Genomic DNA, 26,175 nt, shown 5'->3' with positions numbered 1-26,175 from the left:
CATGACGGATCTTCTGACGCGCGAGGAATACAAAACGCTCGCGGCCAAACTTGCTCTGCCGACCAGCGCGTTCATTGACGGCAGTTACCGGCCCGCGCATTCGGGCAAGACGTTTTCAACCGTCAATCCCGCGACGGGAGACACCCTTGCAGAGGTCGCGGCCTGCGGCACCGAGGACGTCGAATTCGCCGTTGTGAAAGCACGCGAAGCCTTTGACGACGGACGCTGGTCGAAACTGCATCCATCGGAACGCAAGGACATTCTGATCCGTTTTGCAAAACTGCTGACCCGCAACCGGCGAGAGCTTGCGGTGATGGAAAGCCTCGACAGCGGCAAGACAATATTCGACTGCGAAACTGTCGATCTTCCCGAAACGATCAGCTGCATAAAGTGGCACGCGGAAGCCATTGACAAGATCTATGATCAGGTTTCGCCGGCTTCCGACGATCATATCGCCATGATCGTGCGCGAACCGGTCGGTGTCGTCGGCCTAGTTCTTCCCTGGAACTTCCCGCTGCTGATGCTTGCCTGGAAGATCGGACCGGCGCTGGCAGCAGGGTGTTCGGTCGTGGTGAAACCGGCTGAAGAAACGTCACTGACTGCCTTGCGCGTTGCCGAACTTGCAATGGAAGCCGGTATTCCACGCGGTGTCCTGAACATTGTGCCGGGAACCGGCCCGGAAGTCGGCGAACCGCTCGGCCGGCACATGGACGTCGACATGATTTCCTTCACCGGTTCGACCGAGACCGGGCGGCGGTTCCTGCGGTATGCGGCCGACAGCAACCTGAAGGAAGTGGTTCTGGAAATGGGAGGCAAGAACCCGAGCGTCGTTTTGAGGGATGCCGAAAATCTCGACCGCGTTGCCGCTCACGTGGTCAATGGCGCGTTCTGGAACATGGGCGAAAACTGCTCGGCAAGCTCACGCCTGATCGTCGAAGAGGAGATCAAGGACGCATTGCTGGAGCGGATCTTCGCACATGCCCGGGAATGGACCATGGGCGACCCGCTTGATCCCGAGCACCGGGTCGGGGCACTGGTGTCATCAGATCACTTCGGCAAGGTCTGTTCCTATCTGGAGACCGGGGCAACCGTACTGATGGGCGGCAAGGCTCATGACGGTGCCTTTGTCGAACCGACCATTCTGGAAGCCTCGCGCGGGTCACGCGTTGCACAGGAAGAAATCTTTGGGCCCGTGCTGAATGTCATGACCGTCAAGGGGTTCGACGAGGCAATCGAACTGGCGAACTCCACCGAATACGGACTGGCCGCTTCGATCTTCACAGCCAACGCCAAAAAGGCCCTGCGCGGCGCGCGTGCCATTCGCGCGGGAACCGTCACCGTCAACTGCTTCGGTGAAGGTGATATCGCAACACCGTTCGGCGGCTTCAAACAGTCCGGCTTTGGCGGGCGGGACAACAGCCTTGCTGCCCACGACCAGTACACGCAGATCAAAACGATCTGGCTGGATCTGTCCGACGACGAGGACGAGGCTGTCGGATGACATCAACCTGGTTCGCCAAGACGTTGCCGGACTTGCCAGGACCCGCAGCCTGGAACCGGATACTGGCGGACCAGCCCGCGCCTCAGACCCTGGCAGGCTCGACAACCGCCGATGTTGTCGTCATCGGCGCGGGTTTTGCGGGGCTGTCTGCAGCAAGGCGCCTGACCCAGATTGATCCTGCCCTGAAAATTGCCGTTCTGGATGCCTGCCGAATTGCGGAAAGTTCCGCCGGCCGGAATTCAGGCTTCATGATCGATCTGCCGCATGAGCTGAATTCGGAAGATTATGCAGGTGCAGGCGATGACCAGGCGATCACATCCTTGAACCGGCAGGCGATCGCCTTTGCCGGTGAAGCGGTTGAAGACTACGGCATCAATCCGAATTTCTTTGATCGTGCCGGCAAGATCAACGGTGCGGCCAGCGCCAAGGCCGTCCAGCACAACGAAAGCTATGCAACACATCTCCAAGGTCTCGGCGAGGCTTTTGACATGCTGGATGCCGCACAGATGACGGAGATCACCGGGAGCCGTCACTATCTTTCCGGGCTCTATACGCCCGGCACCGTCATGCTTCAGCCTGCGGGGTATGTTCGCGGGCTGGTGGACGGGTTGCGGCGTGTCGGTGTCCGCATTTTCGAACATAGTCCCGTACATCGGTTTTTACGCCAGGGAGGCGCATGGAAGGTCGTCACACCCGAAGGCGACATTGCGACACAGAAGATAATACTGACCGTGAATGGTCACCTTGAAAGCTTCGGCTTTGAACGCGACCGGTTGATGCAACTCTTCCTGTTCGCCGTCATGACGCCGGAACTGGACGCCGACGCCGTTTCAAGACTGGGCGGCTCCCCGAGATGGGGCGTGACGCCTTCGGATCCGATGGGAACGACAATGCGCCGCATCGATACTGACCAGGGCGGCAACCGGATCGTGACGCGCACCTGCGCGCTTCTGAAACCGAACATGCGCCCTGAGCCGAAAAGCCTGGAGCGGGCGGCGGGCGTGATGCAGCGGAAATTCGATCAACGGTTTCCACAGCTTGCAGGAATGCAAATGGAATACAGGTGGGCTGGGCATCTGTGCCTCAGTCTCAATTCGGTGGCTGTCATGCGGGAACTGGAGGACGGTGTATTTTCCGGCTGTGTACAGAACGGCCTCGGCACAGCGCGCGGAACCCTTACCGGTATTGGCGCTGCAGATCTTGCCTTTGGCGTTTCCAGTGAAATCACCCGCCACTTCGGCACGGAGGCTTCGCCGACGAAACTGCCGCCGCAGCCCTTTCGCGAGATCGGAGCCAACATGGTCCTGCGCTGGAAGGAATGGCGGGCGGCGGCAGAGTAGATCGTTCAAGCAGTTCGGAAGTACCACTCGAAAAGGTAACCGGACAAAAGTGACCCGATCACCGCCAGCACCAGGTACAGCAGAAACGGCTTCAGCCGCAGAACCGGGAAGATCGCAAGAGCGCCCCAGATACTGACTACCCCTCCTGCAACGAGAAACGCCATCGCGGCACCTGCTGCCATGCCGTTGTCCAGAAGGGCGCGGGTCAGAGGCAGAGCCGCATAGCCGTCAATGTATGCCGGTGCGCCGACAAAGACCGCCATGGGTATCGACCACCAATTGTCGTTTCCGACATAGGTCGCAAGCGCTCCGGGCGTGAGAGCTGTATTGAGTGCATATTCGGCAAAAAAGGCCGGTATCAGACAGATCAGGATGAGGCGCGTTGTCGAATAAGCCTGCCTTTTCAGGACGGTAGTCCTTTCACTGTCCTGCCAGACATACGGGTTGAAACCGTTGTCCTGTCCGCAGGCACAGGCGGAAGACGACACTGTCAACCTGTTGGATCTCAAGGCAGTTATGCCGCTTTGCTTTCGAAAAACCAGCGATGTGACAAAGCCGCCAAGCAGACCCATGCCGAAGGCTGCCAGCGTCTTGCCGATCGCAAACGGCATTCCAAGTGTTGCCGCTGTTGTCGCCAGCATCGCCGGATCAGTGATCGGTGACGACAGCCAGAACGCCATGACGGGTGCCAAAGGAACACCGGCTCCCAGAAGTCCTGCCATTAGCGGAAGCACGGTGACGCCACAGACTGGCGTAATTGCCCCGATCAACGAGGCCATAAGAATTGATCGACCATGATTGCCCTCGAACGCGAGCCTTATCTTGTTGTCCGCGCCGCTGGCGATGATCCACGCCGTCAGCGCAATGCCGGGAACGACTAGCGGCGAGACGGCAACAAGACCAAGTATCGAGAATTTGAAACCTTCCCAGAAAAAACCCGGCCAGATGGCGACGGGCAGGATCATCAGAGCGACGCAAGCAGCCAGTCGAAGCGACCGGATCCTGATCGCGGTCAAAGCAGTGCCACGGACATCCATTTTTTTGGCTCCTATCGTTTGTGGTTGCACGATAGAAGCAAATCATTCATAAGAAAAACGAATATCTTTAATTTCTGATATTGGTAAAACCGATGCAACATCTCGACAGTGATCTCTTGCGCACTTTTCTTGCCGTTGCCGAAACGGGCAGCATCACGGAGGGCGGACTGAGAATCGGAAGGTCTCAGTCCGCGATAAGCCTCCAGATGGCGCGACTTGAGCAGATCGTCGACCAACCGGTGTTCCACAGAACCGGCCGCGGCGTCACCCTGACGGATGCGGGAAAACAATTGTTTCCGGTGGCAAGGGAAGTAACCGCAAGGCTGGATGCGACGCTGCGCGACCTCACGTCCACGTCCCTGAGCGGGACATTGCGGCTTGGAATCCCGGACGATCACGGCAGAACAAAACTGACGCAGATCGTCGGAAGGTTCGTACAGGCGAACCCGCAGGTTCAGCTTGACGTGACCTGCTCATTGAGCCCGGAATTTCCGGTAATGCTGTCCAGCGGCAGACTTGATCTCGCTGTCTACGAGGTCCAGAATCCGTCTTCAAGCGAAGAGGTCGTATTCGAGGACACCACGCACTGGGTCAGCAGCAAGCACAGGAACCTTCTGGAGACAGATCCTCTGCCGGTGGCGTTGTTCGACCGTGCCTGCTGGTGGCGGGACGCGGCAATCAAATCCCTTTCCGCGAGTGACAAAGCCTTCCGCGTTGCCTATTCCAGCCAAAGCGTGGCGGGAGTAAAGGCGGCAGTCGAGGCAGGTGTCGCTGTCGGTCTGCTCGGTCGTTCCTCGATCGACGGTTCGATGACGATCCTCGACGAGCTTCACGGATTTACGCCAACTCCTTCATCCAAACTTGTTGTCGGTGTCGGTGACCAACAGGATGCGAACCTGATCAATTCTATGAAATCAGCTATTCGTGCAGTGTACCAACGCCAGCCGGAGACCATAATCTAGAGTGCATCCATCGCATGTTGGATCAATTGATGGACAGGCTTCAAGCGAACTGCTTCGGCTCAGGGAAGGCTCAAGCGGGTCATTCGCCCGCCATCCACGACATATGTCTGCCCCGTGACAAATCCGTTCTCCTCAGCAGCGAGGAACGCAACAAGGGCGGCCACTTCTGCCGGTTTTCCGGTTCGTCCAACCGGATGGAGAGAACCGACATCCCGCCTGAAGGCGTCCGGATCCGGCATCGCGTTGATGAAATCGAGATTGAGGTCGGTATCGATCCAGCCCGGCGCGACGGCATTGCACCTGATGCCATGCTTGCCATGATCAACAGCCACCGCACGCGTCAATCCATGCAACCCTGCTTTCGACGCCGAATAGGCGGCGTGATGGGCATTGCAACTGATGCCTTCGATGGATCCCACGTTCACAATGGCACCACGGCTTTGCCTGAGATGCGGCAGCGCGTGCTTGATCAGAAGGAACGGCGCAGTGAGATTGACATTCAAAGAGCGCTGCCAGTCGTCAAGATCCATCTCTTCGACGACGGCTTCCTGCATGACCCCTGCGTTGTTGACGAGCACATCCAATCGGCCCGCGCGCGCGGCAATTTCACCGACAATGCGTTCGGGCACAGCCAAATCTGCAAAGTCTGCAGGCACATGTTCGAAGTCAGGGTCCTTGCCGCGCTGTGCGGTGAACACCCGGGCGCCCTCGTCGCGCAACCGCATGGCAATGGCCCTGCCGATCCCGCTGCGCCCTCCGGTAACGATCGCAACCTTGCCTTCGAACCGATTCATGAAACCGACTTTCCGCCATTGACCTCGACAAGGGATCCACACATGTAGCGGGCCGCGTCGGACGCAAGAAACAACACGACCTCCGCAATATCGGCGGGCGCGGCGACCCGTCCGAGTGGAACGGTCTTGCCGAGTTCCTCGATTGCCGATTGCGGGTCAAAGCCGCGTTGTTCGAAACCGGAACGCAACATCGGTGTGTCGACTTCGTTCGGGCAAACCGCATTGATCCTGATACCCTGATGGGCATGGTCATGACCCATACACCGGGTCAGAGAGGCAATCGCGGCCTTTGTCATGCAATAAAGCGCGTGGTTCGGACCGGGGTGCACGCCCCAACACGATGCAAGATTGACGATCGCGCCGCCACCGGATGCAGCCATAATCGGAATACCTGCGCGGCAGATCCGGAAAGGTGCCTCCACATTGACACCGACCGAAAGCGTCCAATCCGCATCACTGGTTTCGGTCACGGGGCCCCGGGAAATTACACCCGCGTTGTTGATGATGATATCGAGACCCCCGAGTGCCTCCGCCGTCACCACCGGCAGCCGGTCAGCGTAAGATGCCTCCAGCAGGTTACCGGCAAATACCGCATCAGCCGCAACGCCATCGCAGTTTCGATCAGCGGCAGCCACTCTTGCACCCTCGGCCCGCAGCATCTTCGTGATTACCTGACCGATGCCGCCTGCGGCTCCGGTCACCAGAACACGCTTTTCTGAAAATCGCATGTGAGATCTCCCGGTCAGAACGAGGCGATGGGTGCACCGAACAGTGCTTCGTTCACCTCAATGCCAAGTCCGGCGCCCTGCGGCAATCGGATGTGGCCTTCGCGAATTTTCACGCCTTCATTTGTCGTATAGGGCGTTTCGATCATGGGTTCGGCAAGCCAGACACCTTCAAGGAGCGACGGCTTCACAGTGGCGGCGAGATGAGTGCAGGCGGCCGCGATGATGTCACCACCCCAGGAATCATCGCATGTATGGGGCAGATTGAATGCTTCACAGACATCCCTGAATGCGGCCATCTGCTGCAAACCGCCGATCCGCGTTACCTTCATGCCGAAACCATCTACCAGCCCGCGTCCTGCGGCTTGAATTGCGGTGGCAAGATCGACGCCGCTTTCATCCATGTAAATGCCGTGGGAAACCTGCGGCCGGATCTTTTCCAGATCCTCGATCCTGTTGCAGGGTTGCTCCATCACGAACGGAATGTCCTGGCATTCCCGGCTTACACGGAGCGCGTCGCGTGTTGTCCATCCCCGGTTGCCGTCGATGGCGAGCCGCATGCCAGACGCTGAAACCGTTTCCCAGACCTTGCGGATCGTTTCGATATCGAGTTCCACGGGACGGCCGCCGACCTTGATCTGCAGACGCGGGTATCCCTCATCCCGTTTCTGCGCGGCCAGCCTCGCGATGTCGTCGGGCGCTCCAACGCCTGTCGCGTAGTAAGACGGCAATCGTTCCCGTGTCACCCCACCCAGCAGATCGGCAACCCGGATATCGTAGTGTCTTGCCAACAGATCGTGGGCGGCAATGTCGACTGCTGCCTTGGCATAATTGTGCCCGTTGAGCTGACCATGCATGAGCCTGTTGATTGTCAGCGGCAGGATCTCTTTGCCGATCAATGCAGGGGCCAACTGTCTGAGCGCAGCCTGCGCACCACGCGCATGTGCTTCGGCATATGTCGGTCCGACCGGGCATGTCTCACCCCAGCCAACTTTACCGTTGTCGGCAACTAGCTTGACCAATGTCGATTCCAGAGCCCAGACCTCTGCATTGGCCATCGTGTATGGCCCGTTCTTCACCGGAAGATCGTGGCGAAATATCTCGACCGATTTGATTTTCATCTGGCATTCCGAAATGCTGGGAGACAACGGGAAGGACAGGACGCCTCTCCCGGCGATCGTCAGTAGTCCTGGTTCAGGGCGTCTTCCGCCGGAATTTCACGCTCGCGGCGGGCAATATAATCGAGCAACGCCTCGTTTCTGGCTTCATCGAGTTTCGGCTCCTGATATTCGGACAAAAGCTTTCTGGCCTGTTTCAGGGCCCGCTCGGTAATCTCGACTTCCCCTTCTGCCTTCCATTGTTCGATCGAATTGTTGTCGAACATGTCCGGCATGAAGAAAGCCCGCTGGAAGTTCTCCTGGGTGTGGGGATGGCCAAGGTAGTGACCGCCCGGGCCGACATCACGCACCGCGGCGAGTGCCTCGTCGAAATCGTCCCAGCGAGGCCCCTCCGCCATGCGATAGACCATCGCGCACTGTTCGGCATCAACGATGAACTTGGCAACGCAGCAATGCATGCCGGCCTCGTTCCAGCCCGCCGCATGCCAGATGTAGTTGGCACCTGCATGGATGACCGCGTTCAGGGTTGTGGCGCTTTCGTATCCGGCCTGCGCGTCGAAGGTTTTCGCACCGCCGAGTGATCCCGAGCTGCGCCACGGGACGTCATAGTACCGGGCCAGTTGCCCGATGAGAAAATTCATCAGGCTGATTTCAGGCGTACCGGCCATCGGAGCGCCGGATCTCATCGAGACCGTCGACAGGTAGTGCCCGTATATTGCAGGCGCACCTTTGCGGATCACCTGGGTATAGGCGAGTGCGCTGAGAGCCTCCGCGTTGAGCTGCGCCACCGCCGGAACGACAGATGCTGGTGTATTGGCGCCACCAAGCACAAAGGGTGAGCAAAGAACGGGCTGGTTCCGCTTGCTGAAGGCCCGCATGGCGCCGAGCATGGTCTCGTCCCAGACAAGCGGTGAGTTGCCGTTACAGTTTCCGGTCGTGACCGGATGATTTTCCAGATATTCCTCGCCGAACAGGATCGCGCACATGTCCATGACGTCTTCCGCATTCTTCGGACTGGTCGTCATGCCCATGAATGTCTTGTCGGAATGTTTCATCGAGGAATAGGTGATACGGAGGTGGCGGTGGCTGATAGGGTGGTCGTAAGGTTCCACGATGTGGTGTGCACTGGAGTGGATCGCCGGAAGCATGTGACTCAGCTTGTGAAACATGGCCAGGTCATCCAGCATCGGATTGCGCCGGACGCCGTCCAGGTCACGCAGGAAGGGTGCACCGGTCATCGGAACGAAGATCGTTCGATTGCCACCTACGGGGACGTTCTTCTTCGGGTTGCGGGCGTGATAGGTGAAACTGGAGGGAATGGTCCTGATCAGTTCGCGTACATGCTCGCGGTCAAGATAAACCCTCTCTCCATCGACCCTGGCGCCGGCCTTCTTCCAATCGTCCAGAGCGATCGGATCACGAAAGATGATGCCGACATCCTCCAAGATCGACATCGACGCGTCGTCGAGTTTCCGGATCTGATCTTCATCGAGCGGTTCGCACAGCGGCAGGTTCCGGGCAAGTCCGGGTAGCATGTCGTGGTCGGGAGCGGTCCGAAGGGCCCTGCGGCCTGCCCGGCCACCGCTACGGCTGCGAGCTGCAACACTCATGAATGTCTCCGAATTCTGGTCTGCTTTGACTCCAGCCTGCTCGTTCGGAGCCGCATTTTCCTGTCCGAAACCGAACACGGGGCGCATTTTCCGACATTGCCGCATTATTCGGCGATCAACGGGAACTCCTCCGGGCCGGAAGCGCCTGACCGGCGTGCGTTGTCGTGAAGGAACATCGCCCCTGCATCGAAGGCAGCAGCCTGACCAAACCGGTCACCGATATAGTTGAGGATCAGGTCGAGTGCGGCAGACGCGCTGCCACATGTCCAGAAGCGGCCATCCTTGACGAAACGGTCAGACAGGACACGCACCTTGGGAAAGGTCTCGGCGAACTCGTCGAGCAACTGCCAGTGAAGAGTTGCCGAACGTCCGTCGAGGTGGCCCAACATTGCAAGTTTCCAGGCGCCTGTGTCCGCGGCGATGATCGTGCAGTCCCGAGTGAGTGAAGAAAGGTAACGGCGAAGCGCTGTTGACGCATCGCCCTCACGGAACTCGTCTCCGGAGATCAGAAACACGAGATCAGCGGGCCCGGCGTCTGCGAGGCGAATGTCCGGAGAGACCTTGATCCCGCTCGAACTGCTGACTTCGGTGTCTGCCTCCGTCGCGATCTTCCAGCAGATCTCCGCTCCGGTGCAGTCCCGCACGACCCGAAGAGGCTCCAGCAGGCAGGCCAGTACCATGTTCGAGAAGGACCCGGAGAGCAGAATTGTCACATTGAAGTCAGGCATTGGCAGATCGGGACAGGTTTTTGGCAGAATCGGCACAACATTATCCGCTTGCATACATAAGCTGTATCCCCAGGAGAACAAGTCGGAGGCTTATCGTGCAGGGAAGGCGGCGCTCAAGAAGGAGAGCGAGGCGGACACCGAGATCCGCCCACACCTTCGGCGCGGTCCGCCATGAAGCGCACCTCACAGGGCGATGGGTTGACCTTGCTGCGCCCAATGCGTTGCGTCCCGAACAGGAACGGGTTGTTGGTCCCGGCCACGTGCCCAAATACGAGGCGCATACCAGGGACATCCTCTCGGAACCATGCTTCGGGGTTCGCGATATCGACACAATGATTGCCAATAGCTCCGCCGCAGACCAATGGTCGGAGAAATATCTTCCGGAATAGTTTCATGAAGGATGAGAAATGCCTGTCGACATGCTCAAAATCCCCTTGCGAACGGTGCCGTTTCTGATTCAACGCTCACAACACTCCCGTGTGAATCGCAACAATTTTCTTGCCACAATTGACGGGAAGCGGCTGAAAACTTGGAAGATAATGATGCTAAAAGTTAAATAATGTTAATTTCAGGGTCGTTGCAAGATGATACTAAAGTATTCAATAATATTAGCAGCTCAACATGCACCCAGAATGTGCGCCGCTGCCCAAAATTGAAGCAACTGGTCAAATCCTGTGCCGCAATGCGGAAAAACTGGATTTAATCAAGATCGAAAAAATGAAAGGAATAATTTCATCCAAAGGGTAGCGGAATCGGCAGTGTTCGTGTTTTGCTGATTATATGTCGCATATGAGCTTTGCAAATACCGGAAAAATGCTGAAGCTACATTTGGGAAACTCGCAGGCCTTGTGCCTGAAAAAAATCCATAAGGGGAGTAAGTATGACAAAATCCAAAAACCCGGAGTTACTGAACAATCTTGAGAAAGCGGCCCGTACCGGCGGCATCTCAAAACGTGAGTTCCTGCAATACTCCATGCTCGCGGGCGTGACGGCCTCCACTGCAACCGGACTTTGGACTTCGCAAGCCAAGGCACAACCCAAGCGTGGTGGAACGTTCCGCTACGGCGTACACGACGGCAACACGAGCGATAACCACGATCCAGGCACCTATCAGAGTGTCTATTCCATTCAGCTGGCGCACACGCATCGCAGCTATCTGACCGAAATTACGGAAGAAAACGGCCTTGGTCCCGATATGGCGACCGGTTGGGAAGCAAGCCCGGATGCCAAGGTCTGGACGTTCGAGCTCAATACCGATGCCGTATTCCACGATGGGCGTAAGTTTACCGCAAACGACGCCGTTGCTTCGTTGAATCACCACCGCGGCGAGAAATCGACATCGGCCGCCAAGGCTCTCCTCGATAGTGTCGTCGACATCAAGGTAGATGGTGACAAGCACATCGTGATCGAGCTCGACCAGGGCTTTGCCGATCTGCCGTGGATCATGACCGACTACCATCTCGTCATGCTGCCGGCAAAGGATGATGGTTCGGTGGACTGGGAAAGCGGTGTCGGCGCCGGCCCCTACAAGATCGAGCAGAACGAATTCGGCATTGGCACGACCCTTGTCCGTCACGACGGCTGGCACCGCGAGGGAGCGTGGTTCGACCGGATTGACATGACGGTCCTGAACGATCCGAACGCCCGCCAGACCGCACTTGTAACCGGTGATGTGGATGCGATTTCATCCGTGGACCTGAAGACCATGGCCCTGCTGCAGCGTCATCCGGATGTTGAACTCGACAACATTCCTTCGGGATCGGCAATCACACTGCCAATGTTCTGCGATGTTGCACCGTTCGACAATGTCGACGTACGCATGGCGCTGAAGCTGGCGATCGACCGCGAGGAAATCGTCGAGAAGATCGTTTTCGGCACCGGCACCCCGGGCAACGATTTCCACGTCTCGCCAAACATGCCTTACTTCCCGGCAGATATTCCACAGCGCACATACGATCCTGAAAAAGCCAAATGGCACCTGAAGCAGGCCGGTATGGAAAATCTTTCGGTCAGCCTGTCCGCTGCGGACAGCGTGCTGCCGGGCGCAGTGGACATGATCGTGCTCTACTCCGAGCAGGCGAAAAAGGCCGGCATCGACATCAAGCCGGTTCGTGAGGCAAACGACGGCTACTGGTCGGATGTCTGGCTCAAGAAGCCCTGGGTGTTCGTCAAGTGGGGTGCGCGTCCGACACCGGACAACATGTTCACGCTCGCCTACAAGGACGACGCTGCCTGGAACGAAGCGCACTGGAAGAATGCGCGCTTCAACGAACTGCTGCTTCAGGCCAAGGCGGAGCTCGACGAAACAAGGCGGGGCGAGATGTATCACGAAATGTGCACGCTCGCGCGTGACGACGGCGGCACAATCATCCCGATGTTCGTCAACTTCGTCTACGCTCGCCGCAAGAACGTCAAGCACGGCCCGAGTGTTGCCTCGTCCTGGGAGACGGATGGCGCACGGGGAACACACCGCTGGTGGTTCGAAGGCTGATATCTGAGATCGCGGCGGGCCCAGCTCGCCGCTTTCAACATGGGGCCGCCCTTTTGAGGGCGGTTCCGCACTAGACTGTCGGGTATTTCAAAAAGACAAATTCAGGATCTGTTCGAGATCCGCACCCGACACGAATCCGGTCAATTGGGGTACCGGACGTCTTTATTCTGGAGGGACAAATGGGGGACATCCTACAGCTGGTCCTAAAGAGACTTGGCTTAGGTGTGGTCACTCTTCTGGTGATCTCAATCCTGATTTTCTTCGCGGTTGAGCTGCTGCCGGGCGATATCGCCCAGGCCGTTTTGGGCCAAGCAGCAACACCAGAAACCGTGGCTGCATTACGCGAAAAGATGGGCCTCGATCAGCCCGCGATCTTGCGATATTTCCAATGGCTCGGAGGTGCCCTCACCGGTGATTTCGGTGTTTCGCTCATATCAGGCGAACGCGTCAGCGAAGCAATCAGCGGCCGCTTCGTCAACACGTTGTTCCTTGCGACATATGCAGCAGTCATAGCTGTACCGATTTCGATCATTCTCGGTGTCATAGTCGCATTGCTGCGCAACACGCTGTTCGACCGTGTCGCCAATGTCGTGACCCTGACGTCCATCAGCTCTCCGGAATTCTTCCTCGGCTACATCCTGATCCTGTACCTGGCCGTGAAGACCAACTATTTCCCTGCCATCGCCAGTCTCAGTACAGACATGAGTTTCGGTGAATTGCTTCACAGGACATTCCTTCCGGCGTTGACGCTGGTTCTGGTCGTAACCGCGCACATGATGCGTATGACCCGAGCCGCAATCATCAACCTCCTTGCATCGCCATATATCGAAATGGCCCGGCTCAAAGGCGTGCCGCCCTGGAAGGTGATCGTCAAACACGCGCTTCCCAATGCCTGGGCACCGATCATCAACGTGGTAGCGCTGAACCTTGCCTACCTGATTACCGGTGTGGTTCTGGTGGAAGTTGTCTTCGTCTATCCGGGTGTCGGCCAGCTCCTCGTCGACGCTGTTTCCAAACGCGACTTCCCGATAGTCCAGGCATGTTGCCTCATCTTCGCTGCGACCTTCATCCTGCTCAACCTGGCAGCAGATGTCGGATCAATCTTGACCAATCCGCGTTTGCGGCATCCGAAGTGAGGGCAGCGATATGAATACATTCGTCATCGGATACTATGCGCTGCTGATTGGGGCCTCCTGTCTCGCAGCCTATTTCAAGAAAAGACAACTGTTCCTGTTGATCTTTTCCCTCACACTCATTTCCTTCGTCACCGGGATCGTTGGTGGTGTCGGTGCCTTGCGTTTCATCACAGTCGCGGCTGGTCTTCTGGCACTGGCAGCCGGGGTGTCGTACGCTTTCCGTGAGTTTCTGATCATCATCGCGTCGGACGGTGTTGCAAAGGAACTTCGCACGGCTCCCCTGACCGCCGCGTTCGGCATGTTCGTGATCTTCACCTACGCCATTGCAGGGATCTTCGCGCCTATCATTGCCCCTTTTGGCGAAGCAGAGGTCATTTCCTCCGCCTTCGCGCCGGCGGATGAAAACATGCTGCTCGGAGCAGACCAGCTCGGGCGCGACATGTTCAGCCGGTTGATCTACGGTGCGCGCAACACCGTCGGTCTTGCCCTGGTGGCAACCAGTCTTGCCTTCATCCTCGGAGCGCTGACAGGTCTGCTGGCAGCGACCAAGGGGGGTTGGTTCGACCAGTTGATGGGCCGGGTCGCCGACGTGATCATGTCGGTTCCCTCGCTGATCTTCGCGCTGCTGATGCTGAGTATCTTCGGTACAAGCCTGTTCGTGATTGTCATCATCGTCGCCTTGATCTATTCCCCGCGCGTTTTCCGTCTGACGCGAGCCGTTGCGGGCAATGTCGTCGTGATGGATTACATCGAGGCTGCAAAACTGCGCGGGGAAGGCAACTGGTACCTGATCCGAAGGGAAATCCTGCCGAATTCGACCGCTCCACTGGTCGCTGAATTCGGCCTGGAATTCTGTTTCGTGTTCCTTCTGATCGCGGGTCTCTCGTTCCTTGGTCTCGGTATCCAGCCGCCGACCGCCGACTGGGGCTCCATGGTGCGCGAAAACGCCACGCTGATTTCGTTTGGCGAACTGACACCCCTCATTCCGGCAGCTGCTATCGCGTTGCTGACGGTTTCGGTTAACTTCGTCGTTGACTGGATGCTTTTCCGGTCCTCCGGCCTTAAGGAGGTTTGAGCATGGTCCCTAAAAAAGATGTGCTTCTTGAAGTCAAGGACCTTCGGATCGAAGGCTATTCGGATGAGCAGTGGATCGAGATCGTTCATGGTGTCGATCTCACTCTCCACAAAGGCGAGGTTCTCGGCCTGATCGGAGAGTCGGGTGCGGGCAAATCCACCATCGGGCTCGCCGCGATGGGATTTGCCAGGGACGGTTGCCGGATTTCCGGTGGTTCCATCGAGTTTGACGGCATGGAACTGACCACGACACCGGAAGGAGATTTGCGTGCGCTGCGCGGGTCAAGGATTGCCTATGTGGCGCAGTCTGCCGCCGCGTCCTTCAATCCGGCCCACCGGATCATCGATCAGCACACCGAAGCCCCGATCCAGTACCGCATCCAAAAGCGCGTGGAAGCGCAAGAGGATGCAATGGAGCTTTACCACCGCCTCCGGCTTCCCAATCCGGATGAAATCGGCTTCCGGTATCCGCACCAGGTTTCAGGTGGACAGCTGCAGCGCGCCATGACTGCCATGGCAATGGCATGCCGTCCCGACCTGATCATCTTCGACGAGCCGACAACGGCGCTGGACGTGACGACCCAGATCGAGGTTCTTGCCGCGATCAGGGACATTGTCGACCAGTTCAATACGGCCGCGATCTATATCACGCACGACCTCGCGGTCGTTGCGCAGATGGCAGATACGATCAAGGTCTTGCTGAAAGGCGAGGAAGTCGAAGAAGCGCCTACGGAGCAGATGCTGGATGCGCCGAGCGAAGACTATACCAAGAGCCTTTGGGCGGTGCGCAGTTTCAAGCGTCCGCAGAAGGAACGCCCGACGGAGGCCGGTTCAATACCTATTGTCTCTGTCAAGAACGTGGATGCAGCCTACGGCAAGATCAAGGTGCTTGATGATGTCTCTTTCGACATCTACCCGGGCATGACAGTCGCGGTGGTGGGCGAATCCGGATCCGGGAAGTCGACGACCGCACGGTGTATTACTGGCCTGCTGCCACCGACGAAAGGCGAGATCCAGTTCAATGGTGAATCCTTGCCGCCCCGCTATCAGGACCGCACAAAGGATCAATTGCGCCAAGCGCAGATGATCTACCAGATGGCGGACACCGCGCTGAATCCAAAGATCAAGATCAGCGAGATTATCGGACGCCCGGCGCAATTTTATCGTGGCGTGCGCGGAGCGGAGTTGAAGAACCGTGTCGACGAACTTCTGGACCTGATCGAGCTGGATCCGGCGAAGTTCTACAACCGCTACCCGCCAGAGCTTTCCGGCGGTCAAAAGCAGCGTGTGGGAATTGCGCGCGCGCTGGCGGCGGACCCGTCCTTCATCATTTGCGACGAAGTGACAAGCGCGCTCGACCAGCTTGTCGCGGAAGGCATCCTGAAGCTTCTCGACAAATTGCAGGAAGACTTCAATCTGGCCTACATGTTCATCACCCACGATCTGGCGACCGTGCGCTCGATTGCCGACGAAGTGGTCGTGATGCAAAGGGGCAAGGTGGTTGAGCAGGGGGCAAAGGACGAAATGTTCACCCCGCCACACCATCCCTATACGGATCTTCTGCTGTCTTCGGTGCCCGAAATGGACCCCAACTGGCTGACGACCTTGCTGGAGGAGAGGGGAACCGACTCCATCGGCGAAGCCGCGAATGTCTAGGACCACAAAATGAAAAACCCCGGGACCAGGGTCCCGGGGTTTTTCAATGTCTTCATTGAACAGGCAGGCGCTTGCCTAGCCGACCATCAGATAGCCGGACAGAGCCATTACGCCGACGATTACGGCGTATACGCCGACCAGACCCTGCCAGGATCCGCTCTGCTCTTTGTACTCACGAATAAGTTCATCACGGGTCATGCCGACCTCCTGTCGCCCGGGCAATGTCCGGGATGATGGTGTTTCCATTTGAGGCGACACTTAAGCGACAGAGATTAATATTTCAATGACCCAAACATGAAATCGCACTAACATTTCTGCATATCTACTCTGCTTCACATTCACCCAGCGGGTAGCTTCGACGGCAATTCAGACGCGATCCGACACGAATCAAGCGTGTTCAGACCTTGATTGAAGCTTTCCCCAAGTGTCCAACAGACAGGACGCTGGAAGATCGCACCCGATTTCCCAGACGGAAAGACCATCGCGCCATGCCGACGGAGGTCCTATCTTTCAGACTTCGATTTGTAGGTTTCAAAAACCGAAGCCGTATCGAACTGATTGGGCAATTCGTCGACAGTCGCGTCATAAACGGACCTGCCAGCTTCGAACAAAGGGGCAAAAACACCCTTATCTTCAATATCTTCGCCAATAATCCGCAGATCCTTTTCAAACATTTTCAGACTGGCGGAAGGCGGATCGTAAGCGCCGTTGATCATCAAGGGCATGCGCAGGTCTGACATGCGAGACTGCCCCGCACCAGACGACAGCAATCGATAGACCGTGTCGCGCTCCAGACCGAGTGCATCGGCATAGTTCAGCGTTTCGGCCGCTGCGACATTGTGAATTGCTACGGCATGATTTGCGACGAATTTCAGTTTCGTTCCGTTTCCGAAGTCACCGACATACATCACCATGCGCGTGAATTTTTCCAGAAGGGGTCGGATTTCCGCGACCACCTCTTCTGGCCCGGACGCCATCATCACGAGATCGGCTTCAGCAGCCTGGGCACCCGTTCCGCTGACAGGACAGTCCAACAGGACCGCGCCGGATTTTTCCAGGAGCGATCTGGCCTCCTCCTTGTCCGCCAGGGAAAATGTTCCGGTCTCGACAACGACCTGCCCTGGCCGGAGTCCGGTTACCAACTTCTCGCAGACCGAAGCGAGCACATGCGGTGCGGCCAGCGAAAGTACGATTGCGTCACAATCTGAAACCCAGTCACCGAGCGTTTCGAATACCGAACCTCCCTCCTCCGCCAGCTTGGCCCGCGCAGTTTCAGACGGGTCGACACCAAACACGGTTTCACCGGATCGAATGAGATTGCGAGCGTATGCGCTCCCCATGATTCCGAGACCGATCACTCCAACAACCACAGTCGTTCCTCCTCGTCCGCATCGGAGAGTTCAAATGAGCCAGACCGGGGCAGAGCGGCAGCCCTCCTGGCGGTATGCCTTCAGGACATTTCTGGCTGTAACGGGTATTCCCAATCCCGTACAAACAGCGGTTCGGGTAGCCGAAAAAGTTCATTGCCCTGCCATGCACCGACATCCAGCGGAGGCAATTCGTCTGGGAATGTTTTCACCTTGTCACCATCTGGCAGTCGTAACGTCACCCTGGCAGCATTCATTGCATTGTTCAGTTTCAATCCTTCCGGGCGACCATGAAGCGCCTTTGAGAACCTCGGAACCTCGCCGGAAGATCTGGGGCCAAGCGGGTACCCGGCGGACTGGAGTTCAAGCGGAAATGCCGGATGTCCGACCATGTCATTGTCAACTGTAATGTCCAGTTCCGTCCAGGCCTTGGTGAATCTTCTTTTCTCAATGGACTTGATGGTTTCCCAATCCGAAGACGGGTCATGCCGTGCCTGCCAGTCCTTGCCAAATGGATTGACCTGGTTGAGTGAAATCGACAGAGCGTCCTCGTTATATGCAATGACATTGTTGAGGTGATGGAAATTTCGTATCCGCTTTTTCTTGAATATCGGATTGCGCACGAACCAGGAGTTATGCACGACATAATGCGGACCGACCGCTTCGTGGTTCGTTCCGAATTTGAAGAGGCGGCCTGTCGACGGATCCTCCGGGTCGGGTCCCGGCCGCTCACGGCTCCAGCCGAGATTTCCATAGATGTAGAAAAATCCGGATTGCTCCGGTTCGAGGGAGAAGGGCGCGTAGCAATCGACGAACTTGTTGTGTCTGACTGTCCAGTTGAAGGCATAGTTCTCAGGTTCGACCGCATTGTCGCGAATGCGGACAAACCAGTTGTCGCTGATCATCACATTCCTTGAATGACGATGCCGCGTATCCTTCGACGCCTGATTGAAAAAATGGATGCCGTTAAAAGCGTCCACGATGCAGTTGTTGCGCAGGATGACATATCCGGCAATGGTCCATGCCCGGAAAAAGTCACCGTCATAGGCGCGTGAATCGTCCGGCTGGACGAATTCGCCCGTTACACTGACATCGGAATGAATCTGGTTAAAATGCGTTTTTCGCCAGAGATGGCAACCGTCGACCTCCCTTTCATCCAGCAGGTATCCGTTGTCCCTGATGGACCGGACCTGAATGTCTCCATGACAACCAAGGTCCTGGATCCAGTCGCAGTTTTCAATCAGGAGGTGTCGCGTGTCGGCTCCCGTTGCCCCGATGGCAAAGGTTCCACCGCGGAAATGGATGCCCCTGATCGTTATGTGCTGACAATTCTCGATATAGATCGCAGTTGGCCAGCAGTTTTCGAATGTAAGGTCTTCCAACACGATCCACTGACAGTCACGCAGGACAAGATGGGCGTTGTCGGCCATGAAGTAGAGGCCGGGATAGTTTCCAGCCGCTTCATGCGCCCGCGCCAGTCTGTTGGCTTGAACATTGAATTCTTCGAAAGTTTCCCTGGTGCCGAAAACAGTCGGCGATCGTTTGGCCGCCATCTTGTTCACATCCGGGGCAACCGGCTTTTCTCCGCGGATGCAAACGGGTCTTTCACGCGTGCCGCTGATGCCACTGATTACAACCGGATCGGTAAAACACGCGGCTTCGAGAGCCAGCACATCGCCGGGTCCCAATTCCCTGACGGCAGCGTGAATGTCCATATTCCCCCCAACATCCCAATTCAAAATACCGAAGATCCAGATCGAAAACAGCGCGAAACGTGACAGCCCGGCTTGAGCGCCATATTCAGACGCCCGCATTCAGATAAACGGATTTAGGCACGGGCACCCTACCACAACCCAGACCTGTCCTCGAACCGGCGGATTACGGGTCTCTCGCCGCCATGGCACGCTTCTGGTGCTGGCAAAACCGGTGTCTACGACTTGACAAGTGGCCAGTTTTCTATTTAGTTCGGTTACTGAACGAACTAATTGAGAGAACCAGTGGCCGATCCTTCCAATATATCCAGGCGAATGTCCCTGAGCGCGGTGGTTCAGGCCATCGCGAGCTTCGGCCCCATCTCCCGGGCAAGCGTTTCGAAAATCACGGGCCTTTCCAAGCAGACGGTCTCGGAAATCGTCGGCAACCTGGAAGTTGAAGGCTGGGTCAGAACCGTTGGTCAGACGGAAGGCCATATCGGGCGCCGGGCCGTCGTTTACGAAATCGTACCGGACGCCGCCTCGGTCGCGAGTGTGGACCTTGGCGGCACAAAGATCCGTGTCGCGATCTGCAACCTGACCGGAGCCGTAGTCAACGAACTGGAGGAACCGACGGACAAGTCCGGTGGCGAGGCCGTCATCAGGCATGTCACCGATCTGGTTCAAAGAGCGGCCGGCGGGGCGAAGCTCAACTCGAAACTGCCGCGTGTTGCCGTCATCGGTGTGCCGGGTGTCCCTGATCCAGGAACGGGACAGATCAGGATGGCTCCCAATATCCCAGGTCTCGACTGTATCGATGCGCCAGGCCTATGGCGGCGCCAACTCGGTATCGAGGTTTTCGTCGAAAACGACGTGAACCTGGCGGCGCTTGGAGAACACTGGCTTACAAAACGCGGCGAGAAGGATGACCTTGTCTATGTCTCCATTGGCACCGGGATCGGTGCGGGGATCGTTGTCGGCGGGCAGCTTCACAGAGGTGCCAGCGGTGCCGCGGGAGAAATTGGCTATCTGCCCTTCGGAGCTGATCCGTTTGAACCGGAAAGCCTGAAAACCGGTGCGCTTGAACGCGTCGCGGCGACCCATGCCATCACCGAGATGTATCGGAAGAGAAGTGGCAGAAACCGGAGTGTTCCGGAAATATTCGAGGCCGCCAACCAGGAAGACGCGGACGCACAGGAGACGTTGGACCAGACATCGAGACAGATCGCTCGCGTAACAGCCGCCCTCACTGCCGTGATGGATCCCTCGTGCATCGTGATAGGTGGCTCCATCGGAGCGCGGGAAGAGCTTTTCAACCGCGTTCGAAAATACTTGTCGATGTGTTTTCCACGCCCTGTGCTGATTGAAAAATCAACGCTTGGAAACCATGCGGCACTTGCAGGCGGCGCATCGGTTGCCCTTTCCCGATTGCACCTGTCACTGTTCGCCGAAGGCCTGAAGGGTGTTGAAATTTCAGTTCCGCCACCCTCCGTCGAAACCTTCAAGAAAGGTGTCGCGTGATGGCCCGGGATCTCCTTTCCAGCCTTGAGGCCCATCAGGACCGGGACGCAGACCTGCAACTGCTTCAGCAGGCCATCGCCGTTGAGAGCGTTACCGGAAACGAAAGCGCCTTTGCACTCTTCCTGAAATCACAGCTGGAAACACTCGGACTTGAAACCGGATCCGGAGAGTTTCTGCCCGGCCGTATGAACGTCTGGGGCCGCACCGGGAAGAATGGTGATGAGGACCCTAAACTGATGTTCGTGGGGCACACGGACACGGTTCATGTACGCGGCTGGGAAGAAAACTGGCAAGGCAAGCCCCAGCAGGATCCTTTTTCCGGCGCGTTGATCGACGGCGAAATCTGGGGTCGCGGTGCGTGCGACCTGAAGGGCGGTATTTGTTCTGCACTGGGCGCGGTCAGACTGTTGCAACGCGCGGGTTTTCGACCGGCAGGCGGTCTGTCATTTGCATTCATTGGCGATGAAGAAAGCGGCGAACCGGGCACCGGGGTCTCTGCCGGCGCCCACGACCTCGTGAAGCGTGTCACTTCGGGTGACATCGACCGGCCTGATTTTGCAGTCTACCTCGAACCGACAAAGCTCGATGTCTGCACGGCACAGATCGGATTTTTCATTGCCGACGTCGCGGTTACCGGCAAGTCGGCCTATTTTGGAACACCAGAACTCGGGACCGACGCCTTGAAGGCAACCCATTCGGTTCTGGAATGTCTTTGGGCACACGAAGACGACCTGGCGGCCGGTCCGAAACATGATCTTGTGGGTGCCTCTTCCATTCTCGTAACGGACATACAAGGTGGCGGCTACATCGCCGTTCCCGGGTCGTGCCGAATTTCCCTGATCCGGAAACTCCGACCCGGTGAAAACCTCGATGTTGCCGTCAGTGCATTTGAGACCGTTGTCCGATCCGCTCCGGTCGCGGACGGCATCACGATTGATATTCAATATCCCGCCGGCCGGGATCACAGATATGGCGGTTCGCCTGTCGAGATCCCGCAAGATGATCCGACCGCGGTCCGTCTTTCAGACAGCATTCGCCGGACGACTGATCACGGTGGAGCCATCGGGGGAGCACCCTACTGGTCGGAAATGCCGTTTCTTGTCAACGAGATCGGATGCCCGGCCGTTTATTGCGCACCGGGCGATATCAGCCTGGCGCATACATTCGAAGAGCGCATCGACGTGGAGAGCTATCTGGCAGCCGTCAGGGCTTTCGCGCTGTTCGTGGCCGACTATTGCGGCCTGGAAGAAGCACCATAAACACCAATACCAGAGGGTTACCAATGAGACTGACTGCAAAAAATCTGGCTTCATCCGCCCTTCTCGGGCTGCTGAGCTTCGCCTCCCTGTCCAGTTTTTCCCTGGCTGAAACCATTGGACCGAACAACGAAAACGCAACTCCCTCCTCCGCTGTCGTCGTCGCGGATGACAAAGTGGACGCCATTCGGTCCGGCAACTACAAGGCCGCGCTCCTGTGGCACGACCAGTCGGATTTCGTGAACGCCGTCACCGCAGGTGCAAGTGACGAGTTCAAACGCCTCGGAATTGAGGTCGTGGCGACTGCCAGTGCAGGTTTCGATGCAGCGAAGCAACGCAGTGACATCGAAACTTCGCTCGCAAAGGAACCGAACATCATCCTGTCTCTGCCGCTTGATCCGGTTACATCCGCAGCGGCATTCAAGGAAGCGCGCGACAGTGGTGTTTCGCTTGTCTTTCTGTCCAACCTGCCCTCCGGGTACGAACATCCACGGGATTACGCAGCCATCGTCACCGACGACCTTTTCCAGATGGGCAAGCAGGCGGCCGACGCCCTTGCGTCATCAATGAACGGCAAGGGAACCGTCGGCTGGATCTACCACGATGCCGACTACTACGTGACCAATCAGCGGGACAACGCCTTCAAGACAACGATCGAAAACGACTATCCGGACATTTCAATCGTCGCCGAACAGGGTATCAGCGACCCGGCCCGTGCCGAGGAAATCGCCAATGCGATGCTTCTGAAGAACCCGGATCTTGGTGGCATCTACGTAACCTGGGCAGGACCGGCAGAAGGCGTGCTGGCGGCCTTGCGGGCGAACGGCAACAAGAGCACGAAGATCGTGACACTCGACCTGTCCGAGCCGGTTGCCGTCGATATGGTTCGCGGTGGTAACGTCGCTGCAATCGTCGCAGACGAGGCTTACGAACTCGGGCGCGCCATGGCCGCCGCCGCTGCCCTGCGTCTTGTCGGCACGGATGTACCGCCCTTCGTCGTCGCACCGGCCATAACGGTTACCGCAGACACGGTTGCCGAAGGCTGGAAGAAATCATTGAACATCGATCCGCCGGCAAGCGTTTCCTCCGCGAATTAACCCGGCCAAGCGGCGGGCAGCCTGCTGCCCGCCGGTTCATTCGATCATCCTTCGCTTTCAATCACTCGGGCAAGAACCAAAGATGTCGACCTTCGATCCTCGGAAAACCGGCAAAACGAGACTGCGATGAGCTCCTCCCTTTCGCTGCTGCGGCGACTGGATCTGCAGAGATCCGTAATCTATGTGGGCTTTCTGGCCATCTTCCTGTTCTTTGCGGCTACGCTCTACAACGATGGCTTTCTGACCTCGCGCAATCTGACCAACATCGTGCTGCAGACCGCACCCGCCACGATCATGGCCATCGGTCTGGTATTTGCCCTGTCCGCAGGCGAGATCGATCTGAGTTTCGGATCGGTCGTGGCTGTCTCGGCGCTGTCCGCCGCAGTTGCCATGCAGAGCTTCCCGATGGCCGTCGGCATCCTGGCCGGGCTAGGCGCAGGCGCGCTGATTGGAGCGATGAACGGCATTCTGGTTGCCTATCTTCGCCTGCCTTCGTTTCTGGTCACACTGGCCACGATGGGCCTGTTTGCCGGCATTGCACGTTCAATGACGGATCTGCGGTCCATTCCTGTACTGAACGACACATTCACCGGCATCTTCGGATCCGGGAAACTGTTTTCCATACCCTCGCTCGTCCTCTGGACCATCGTTGCGGTTGCGATCGGACACATCGTCTATCGCAGCACACGGTTCGGTGCTCATGTGCTCGCAACGGGCGACAATGCCCGGGCTGCGCAGGTCTCCGGGATCAAGGTGCCCCGGATCCGCCTGGGTGTATTGACGCTGTGCGGCACCATGGCCGGGCTGGCGGGGCTACTCTATGCCGGTCGCCTCCAGGCCGCAAAATACACACTCGGCGAGAGCGATCTGATGACCGTAATTGCCGCTGTCATTGTCGGCGGTACGGCCCTGAACGGCGGCAAGGGGTCGATCATCGGCGCGTTGCTCGGCTCGCTTCTGATGGGAATGCTCAACAACGGACTGATCCTCATGGGTCTTGATGTTTCCGACCAGATGATCGTCCGAGGGCTGATCATCCTGATCGCGGTCGCCGTTTCGCTGCGCGACACGAGCCGGTAACTCGGAGAAGACAGATGTTTCTTGACGTTTTAATCTGCCGTAATCCGGCATTCATCGAAGCCGCGATGGAACTTCATCAGGCAGGACGCATTCCGGCAAATGCCTATGTACTCGACCTTGATGCGGTCGAACGCAACGCACGCCTTTTCCAACATGAGGCGCAAAGACATGGCCTGAAAACCTTCGCGATGACCAAGCAGGTCGGACGTCATTCCGGCTTTTGCCAGGCGGTCATGCGCGGCGGCATCGACCGGGCCGTCGCCGTCGACATGGCCTGCGCGCTTGCCTGCGACCGGGCCGGTCTCAAAACAGGCCATCTGGGACACCTGGTGCAGATCCCCCGACATGAAGCGGCCTATGCCGGTACCAATCTGCAACCGGACTACTGGACCGTCTTTTCAGACACAAAAGCCGGGGAAGCTGCATCGGCAGCACGCTCGGCGGGCCGCGAACAAAATCTGCTGGCGCGAATTCAGACCGAAGGCGATACGTTTTACCGTGGCCATGAGGGCGGGTTTGCGGCTGAAGACATTGTCGCGATAGCAGAGCGGCTTGATGATATGGAGGGCGCTCGCTTCGCGGGCATCACGACCTTTCCAGCGCTGCTGTTCGATCTTGAGGCCCGCAAGGTAAAACAGACACCGAACCTGGCAACCCTCGGCCGGGCAGCGGATGCCCTGGCGAAGGCCGGCAGGACCGGTATCGAGATCAATGCACCCGGCACGACCTCCTCTGCCGTGGTCGCGGCACTGGCGGCATCGGGTGCGACCCAGTGCGAACCGGGCAACGGGCTCCACGGCACAACGCCTCTGCATGCGGTCGAGGACCTGCCGGAGGATCCCGCTGTTCTCTACCTTTCCGAAGTCTCCCACCATCATGGCGGCAAATCCTATTGCTTTGGTGGCGGTCTTTATATTGATCCTGTTTTTCCGGATTATCAGGTGCGGGCGATCGTCGGTCCGGAACCGACATCGGACCGGTCTGCGCTACGCGATGTCGAGATCCCCGATTATTCCGCCATCGACTACTATGCGATGATCGACGCCACCGGCCCGAGACCGCCGGAGCCAGGTGACACGGTCATATTCGGTTTTCGCGGCCAGGCCTTCGTCACGCGAGCGCTTGTGGTCGGCCTCTCAGGTGTCGCATCGGGCAACCCCGCCGTTACGACAATAGAAAACGGTTTTGGGGATCAGGTCTCCTGGCCGGGAGCGTTTCGTCCGTGAACCTACAAGCCCCCGTCCTTTCGCTCGCCAACATTCACAAGGCTTTCGGCGGCATTGTCGCGATAGAGGATTTTTCGCTCGATCTACATGCGGGCGAAATCGTCGCGCTTGTCGGTGATAACGGTGCCGGCAAGTCTACGCTGGTCAAGATTGTTTCCGGGGTGCACCGCCCCACATCCGGCGAGATCCGCCTGGACGGCGATCCCGTCTCCTTTTCAGACGCCAGTTCCGCACGCAGCTTGGGGATCGAGGTGGTCTATCAGGATCTTGCCCTTGCGGACCAGCAGCCAGTCTACATGAACATGTTCCTCGGCCGGGAACTGATCAAGCCGCCCTTCGGTCTGCTCGACAGGAAACGCATGCACAGGGAATGCCAGCAACTGGTCGATGAGCTGGACGTGCGTATTCCGTCCGCAGGGTCCGTCATCCGGGATCTCAGCGGCGGTCAGCGACAGGGAATAGCAATTGCGCGCGCCACGCACTGGGCAAGCAAGCTGGTGCTGCTGGACGAGCCGACCGCAGCCCTTGGTGTCGCGGAAACGGCAAAGGTGGAGGAACAGGTAGCCGCGCTGAAGGAAAAGAACCTCGCGATTTTGATCATCAGCCACAGCCTCGACCAGGTCTTCCGCCTTGCCGACCGGATTTGCGTCTTGAGGCGTGGACAACAGATCGGCGTGCGCGAGACTGCCAAAACCGACAAGAACGAGATCGTCTCCATGATAACAGGTGTTTCGGGAAAATCCTGATCACGGCCAGTTGGCATCC

General features: G+C 57.7%; 22 protein-coding genes. 13 read left to right on the top strand and 9 right to left on the bottom strand.

Going from position 1 to position 26,175, the window contains the following annotated elements; all coding sequences use genetic code 11:
* The first annotated feature begins 1 nt into the window (after window position 1).
* Both ACO6TI_RS09655 and ACO6TI_RS09650 read left to right on the top strand, forming a co-directional pair.
* Window positions 2-1,501, top strand: a complete 1,500-nt coding sequence (locus tag ACO6TI_RS09655; RefSeq protein WP_104701855.1) for an aldehyde dehydrogenase family protein — start codon at window positions 2-4, stop codon at window positions 1,499-1,501.
* Entirely contained in the window at window positions 1,498-2,841 is a 1,344-nt protein-coding gene (locus ACO6TI_RS09650; protein ID WP_422384836.1) for an NAD(P)/FAD-dependent oxidoreductase, read from the top strand. The genes ACO6TI_RS09655 and ACO6TI_RS09650 overlap by 4 nt, the downstream gene beginning before the upstream one ends.
* 5 nt (window positions 2,842-2,846) lie before the next feature.
* Here the strand turns inward: ACO6TI_RS09650 and ACO6TI_RS09645 are convergent, their stop codons facing one another.
* Window positions 2,847-3,878, bottom strand: a complete 1,032-nt coding sequence (locus tag ACO6TI_RS09645) for a permease (protein ID WP_422384835.1) — start codon at window positions 3,876-3,878, stop codon at window positions 2,847-2,849.
* 92 nt (window positions 3,879-3,970) lie between these two features.
* On the opposite strand from ACO6TI_RS09645, the gene ACO6TI_RS09640 reads away from it, so the two are divergent.
* Window positions 3,971-4,840, top strand: coding sequence for a LysR substrate-binding domain-containing protein (locus ACO6TI_RS09640; protein WP_196878284.1), 870 nt, complete (start codon window positions 3,971-3,973; stop codon window positions 4,838-4,840).
* A gap of 59 nt (window positions 4,841-4,899) precedes the next feature.
* Here the strand turns inward: ACO6TI_RS09640 and ACO6TI_RS09635 are convergent, their stop codons facing one another.
* From ACO6TI_RS09635 to ACO6TI_RS09615, 5 genes are all read right to left on the bottom strand, one after another.
* A complete protein-coding gene (locus ACO6TI_RS09635; RefSeq protein ID WP_282045422.1) occupies window positions 4,900-5,634 on the bottom strand; it encodes an SDR family NAD(P)-dependent oxidoreductase in 735 nt (244 codons plus the stop codon).
* The gene (locus ACO6TI_RS09630) at window positions 5,631-6,362 is read right to left on the bottom strand and encodes an SDR family NAD(P)-dependent oxidoreductase (RefSeq protein WP_282045421.1); all 732 of its coding nucleotides are present in this window, start codon (window positions 6,360-6,362) and stop codon (window positions 5,631-5,633) included. Before ACO6TI_RS09630 ends, ACO6TI_RS09635 begins: the two co-directional genes overlap by 4 nt.
* A gap of 14 nt (window positions 6,363-6,376) precedes the next feature.
* Window positions 6,377-7,480, bottom strand: a complete 1,104-nt coding sequence (locus tag ACO6TI_RS09625) for a mandelate racemase/muconate lactonizing enzyme family protein (RefSeq protein WP_422384834.1) — start codon at window positions 7,478-7,480, stop codon at window positions 6,377-6,379.
* A gap of 59 nt (window positions 7,481-7,539) precedes the next feature.
* The gene (locus tag ACO6TI_RS09620; RefSeq protein WP_196878281.1) at window positions 7,540-9,087 is read right to left on the bottom strand and encodes a trimethylamine methyltransferase family protein; all 1,548 of its coding nucleotides are present in this window, start codon (window positions 9,085-9,087) and stop codon (window positions 7,540-7,542) included.
* 104 nt (window positions 9,088-9,191) lie between these two features.
* Window positions 9,192-9,815, bottom strand: a complete 624-nt coding sequence (locus ACO6TI_RS09615) for an AraC family transcriptional regulator (RefSeq protein WP_422384833.1) — start codon at window positions 9,813-9,815, stop codon at window positions 9,192-9,194.
* An 880-nt stretch (window positions 9,816-10,695) separates the two neighbouring features.
* On the opposite strand from ACO6TI_RS09615, the gene ACO6TI_RS09610 reads away from it, so the two are divergent.
* The 4 genes from ACO6TI_RS09610 to ACO6TI_RS09595 all read left to right on the top strand — a co-directional run bounded on the left by ACO6TI_RS09610 (window position 10,696) and on the right by ACO6TI_RS09595 (window position 16,172).
* Complete coding sequence (locus ACO6TI_RS09610) at window positions 10,696-12,306, top strand: ABC transporter substrate-binding protein (RefSeq protein ID WP_104701530.1); 1,611 nt, start codon at window positions 10,696-10,698, stop codon at window positions 12,304-12,306.
* 179 nt (window positions 12,307-12,485) lie between these two features.
* Window positions 12,486-13,442 (top strand): ABC transporter permease, encoded by a 957-nt coding sequence (locus ACO6TI_RS09605; RefSeq protein WP_196917032.1) that lies wholly within the window; start codon window positions 12,486-12,488, stop codon window positions 13,440-13,442.
* 10 nt (window positions 13,443-13,452) lie between these two features.
* Entirely contained in the window at window positions 13,453-14,517 is a 1,065-nt protein-coding gene (locus ACO6TI_RS09600) for an ABC transporter permease subunit (RefSeq protein ID WP_196898465.1), read from the top strand.
* A 2-nt stretch (window positions 14,518-14,519) separates the two neighbouring features.
* Window positions 14,520-16,172 (top strand): ABC transporter ATP-binding protein, encoded by a 1,653-nt coding sequence (locus ACO6TI_RS09595; RefSeq protein WP_055119584.1) that lies wholly within the window; start codon window positions 14,520-14,522, stop codon window positions 16,170-16,172.
* A gap of 75 nt (window positions 16,173-16,247) precedes the next feature.
* Here ACO6TI_RS09595 and ACO6TI_RS09590 read toward each other — a convergent pair whose 3' ends face one another.
* The 3 genes from ACO6TI_RS09590 to ACO6TI_RS09580 all read right to left on the bottom strand — a co-directional run bounded on the left by ACO6TI_RS09590 (window position 16,248) and on the right by ACO6TI_RS09580 (window position 19,254).
* Entirely contained in the window at window positions 16,248-16,418 is a 171-nt protein-coding gene (locus ACO6TI_RS09590; RefSeq protein WP_422384832.1) for a hypothetical protein, read from the bottom strand.
* Between the two features lie 257 nt (window positions 16,419-16,675).
* Entirely contained in the window at window positions 16,676-17,542 is an 867-nt protein-coding gene (locus ACO6TI_RS09585) for an NAD(P)-dependent oxidoreductase (RefSeq protein WP_422384831.1), read from the bottom strand.
* Between the two features lie 80 nt (window positions 17,543-17,622).
* Entirely contained in the window at window positions 17,623-19,254 is a 1,632-nt protein-coding gene (locus ACO6TI_RS09580) for a right-handed parallel beta-helix repeat-containing protein (RefSeq protein WP_422384830.1), read from the bottom strand.
* A gap of 282 nt (window positions 19,255-19,536) precedes the next feature.
* On the opposite strand from ACO6TI_RS09580, the gene ACO6TI_RS09575 reads away from it, so the two are divergent.
* From ACO6TI_RS09575 to ACO6TI_RS09550, 6 genes are all read left to right on the top strand, one after another.
* Window positions 19,537-20,751: an ROK family transcriptional regulator gene (locus ACO6TI_RS09575; protein ID WP_422384829.1), complete on the top strand. Its 1,215-nt coding sequence runs from the start codon at window positions 19,537-19,539 to the stop codon at window positions 20,749-20,751.
* Window positions 20,751-22,010 carry a M20 family metallopeptidase gene (locus tag ACO6TI_RS09570; RefSeq protein ID WP_422384828.1) on the top strand — a complete coding sequence of 420 codons (1,260 nt, stop codon included), beginning with the start codon at window positions 20,751-20,753 and terminating at the stop codon, window positions 22,008-22,010. Before ACO6TI_RS09575 ends, ACO6TI_RS09570 begins: the two co-directional genes overlap by 1 nt.
* A gap of 23 nt (window positions 22,011-22,033) precedes the next feature.
* Window positions 22,034-23,104 carry a substrate-binding domain-containing protein gene (locus ACO6TI_RS09565; protein ID WP_055119576.1) on the top strand — a complete coding sequence of 357 codons (1,071 nt, stop codon included), beginning with the start codon at window positions 22,034-22,036 and terminating at the stop codon, window positions 23,102-23,104.
* A 126-nt stretch (window positions 23,105-23,230) separates the two neighbouring features.
* Window positions 23,231-24,184 carry an ABC transporter permease gene (locus tag ACO6TI_RS09560; RefSeq protein ID WP_422384827.1) on the top strand — a complete coding sequence of 318 codons (954 nt, stop codon included), beginning with the start codon at window positions 23,231-23,233 and terminating at the stop codon, window positions 24,182-24,184.
* 14 nt (window positions 24,185-24,198) lie between these two features.
* A complete protein-coding gene (locus tag ACO6TI_RS09555; protein WP_422384826.1) occupies window positions 24,199-25,410 on the top strand; it encodes an alanine racemase in 1,212 nt (403 codons plus the stop codon).
* On the top strand, window positions 25,407-26,156 hold the full coding sequence (locus ACO6TI_RS09550) for an ATP-binding cassette domain-containing protein (protein ID WP_104701524.1): 750 nt from the start codon (window positions 25,407-25,409) through the stop codon (window positions 26,154-26,156). Before ACO6TI_RS09555 ends, ACO6TI_RS09550 begins: the two co-directional genes overlap by 4 nt.
* Window positions 26,157-26,175: the final 19 nt, after the last annotated feature.

Origin of the sequence: Roseibium album (assembly GCF_965233825.1) — a bacterium.
Classification (GTDB): Bacteria; Pseudomonadota; Alphaproteobacteria; order Rhizobiales; family Stappiaceae; genus Roseibium; species Roseibium album.
This window is presented reverse-complemented; position numbering and strand designations above follow the sequence as displayed.

Coding starts and splice junctions, on each gene's coding strand:
- ACO6TI_RS09655 (WP_104701855.1), top strand. CDS start 2: ATGACGGATCTTCTGACGCGCGAGGAATACAAAACGCTCGCGGCCAAA.
- ACO6TI_RS09650 (WP_422384836.1), top strand. CDS start 1,498: ATGACATCAACCTGGTTCGCCAAGACGTTGCCGGACTTGCCAGGACCC.
- ACO6TI_RS09645 (WP_422384835.1), bottom strand. CDS start 3,878: ATGGATGTCCGTGGCACTGCTTTGACCGCGATCAGGATCCGGTCGCTT.
- ACO6TI_RS09640 (WP_196878284.1), top strand. CDS start 3,971: ATGCAACATCTCGACAGTGATCTCTTGCGCACTTTTCTTGCCGTTGCC.
- ACO6TI_RS09635 (WP_282045422.1), bottom strand. CDS start 5,634: ATGAATCGGTTCGAAGGCAAGGTTGCGATCGTTACCGGAGGGCGCAGC.
- ACO6TI_RS09630 (WP_282045421.1), bottom strand. CDS start 6,362: ATGCGATTTTCAGAAAAGCGTGTTCTGGTGACCGGAGCCGCAGGCGGC.
- ACO6TI_RS09625 (WP_422384834.1), bottom strand. CDS start 7,480: ATGAAAATCAAATCGGTCGAGATATTTCGCCACGATCTTCCGGTGAAG.
- ACO6TI_RS09620 (WP_196878281.1), bottom strand. CDS start 9,087: ATGAGTGTTGCAGCTCGCAGCCGTAGCGGTGGCCGGGCAGGCCGCAGG.
- ACO6TI_RS09615 (WP_422384833.1), bottom strand. CDS start 9,815: ATGCCTGACTTCAATGTGACAATTCTGCTCTCCGGGTCCTTCTCGAAC.
- ACO6TI_RS09610 (WP_104701530.1), top strand. CDS start 10,696: ATGACAAAATCCAAAAACCCGGAGTTACTGAACAATCTTGAGAAAGCG.
- ACO6TI_RS09605 (WP_196917032.1), top strand. CDS start 12,486: ATGGGGGACATCCTACAGCTGGTCCTAAAGAGACTTGGCTTAGGTGTG.
- ACO6TI_RS09600 (WP_196898465.1), top strand. CDS start 13,453: ATGAATACATTCGTCATCGGATACTATGCGCTGCTGATTGGGGCCTCC.
- ACO6TI_RS09595 (WP_055119584.1), top strand. CDS start 14,520: ATGGTCCCTAAAAAAGATGTGCTTCTTGAAGTCAAGGACCTTCGGATC.
- ACO6TI_RS09590 (WP_422384832.1), bottom strand. CDS start 16,418: ATGGAAACACCATCATCCCGGACATTGCCCGGGCGACAGGAGGTCGGC.
- ACO6TI_RS09580 (WP_422384830.1), bottom strand. CDS start 19,254: ATGGACATTCACGCTGCCGTCAGGGAATTGGGACCCGGCGATGTGCTG.
- ACO6TI_RS09570 (WP_422384828.1), top strand. CDS start 20,751: ATGGCCCGGGATCTCCTTTCCAGCCTTGAGGCCCATCAGGACCGGGAC.
- ACO6TI_RS09565 (WP_055119576.1), top strand. CDS start 22,034: ATGAGACTGACTGCAAAAAATCTGGCTTCATCCGCCCTTCTCGGGCTG.
- ACO6TI_RS09560 (WP_422384827.1), top strand. CDS start 23,231: ATGAGCTCCTCCCTTTCGCTGCTGCGGCGACTGGATCTGCAGAGATCC.
- ACO6TI_RS09555 (WP_422384826.1), top strand. CDS start 24,199: ATGTTTCTTGACGTTTTAATCTGCCGTAATCCGGCATTCATCGAAGCC.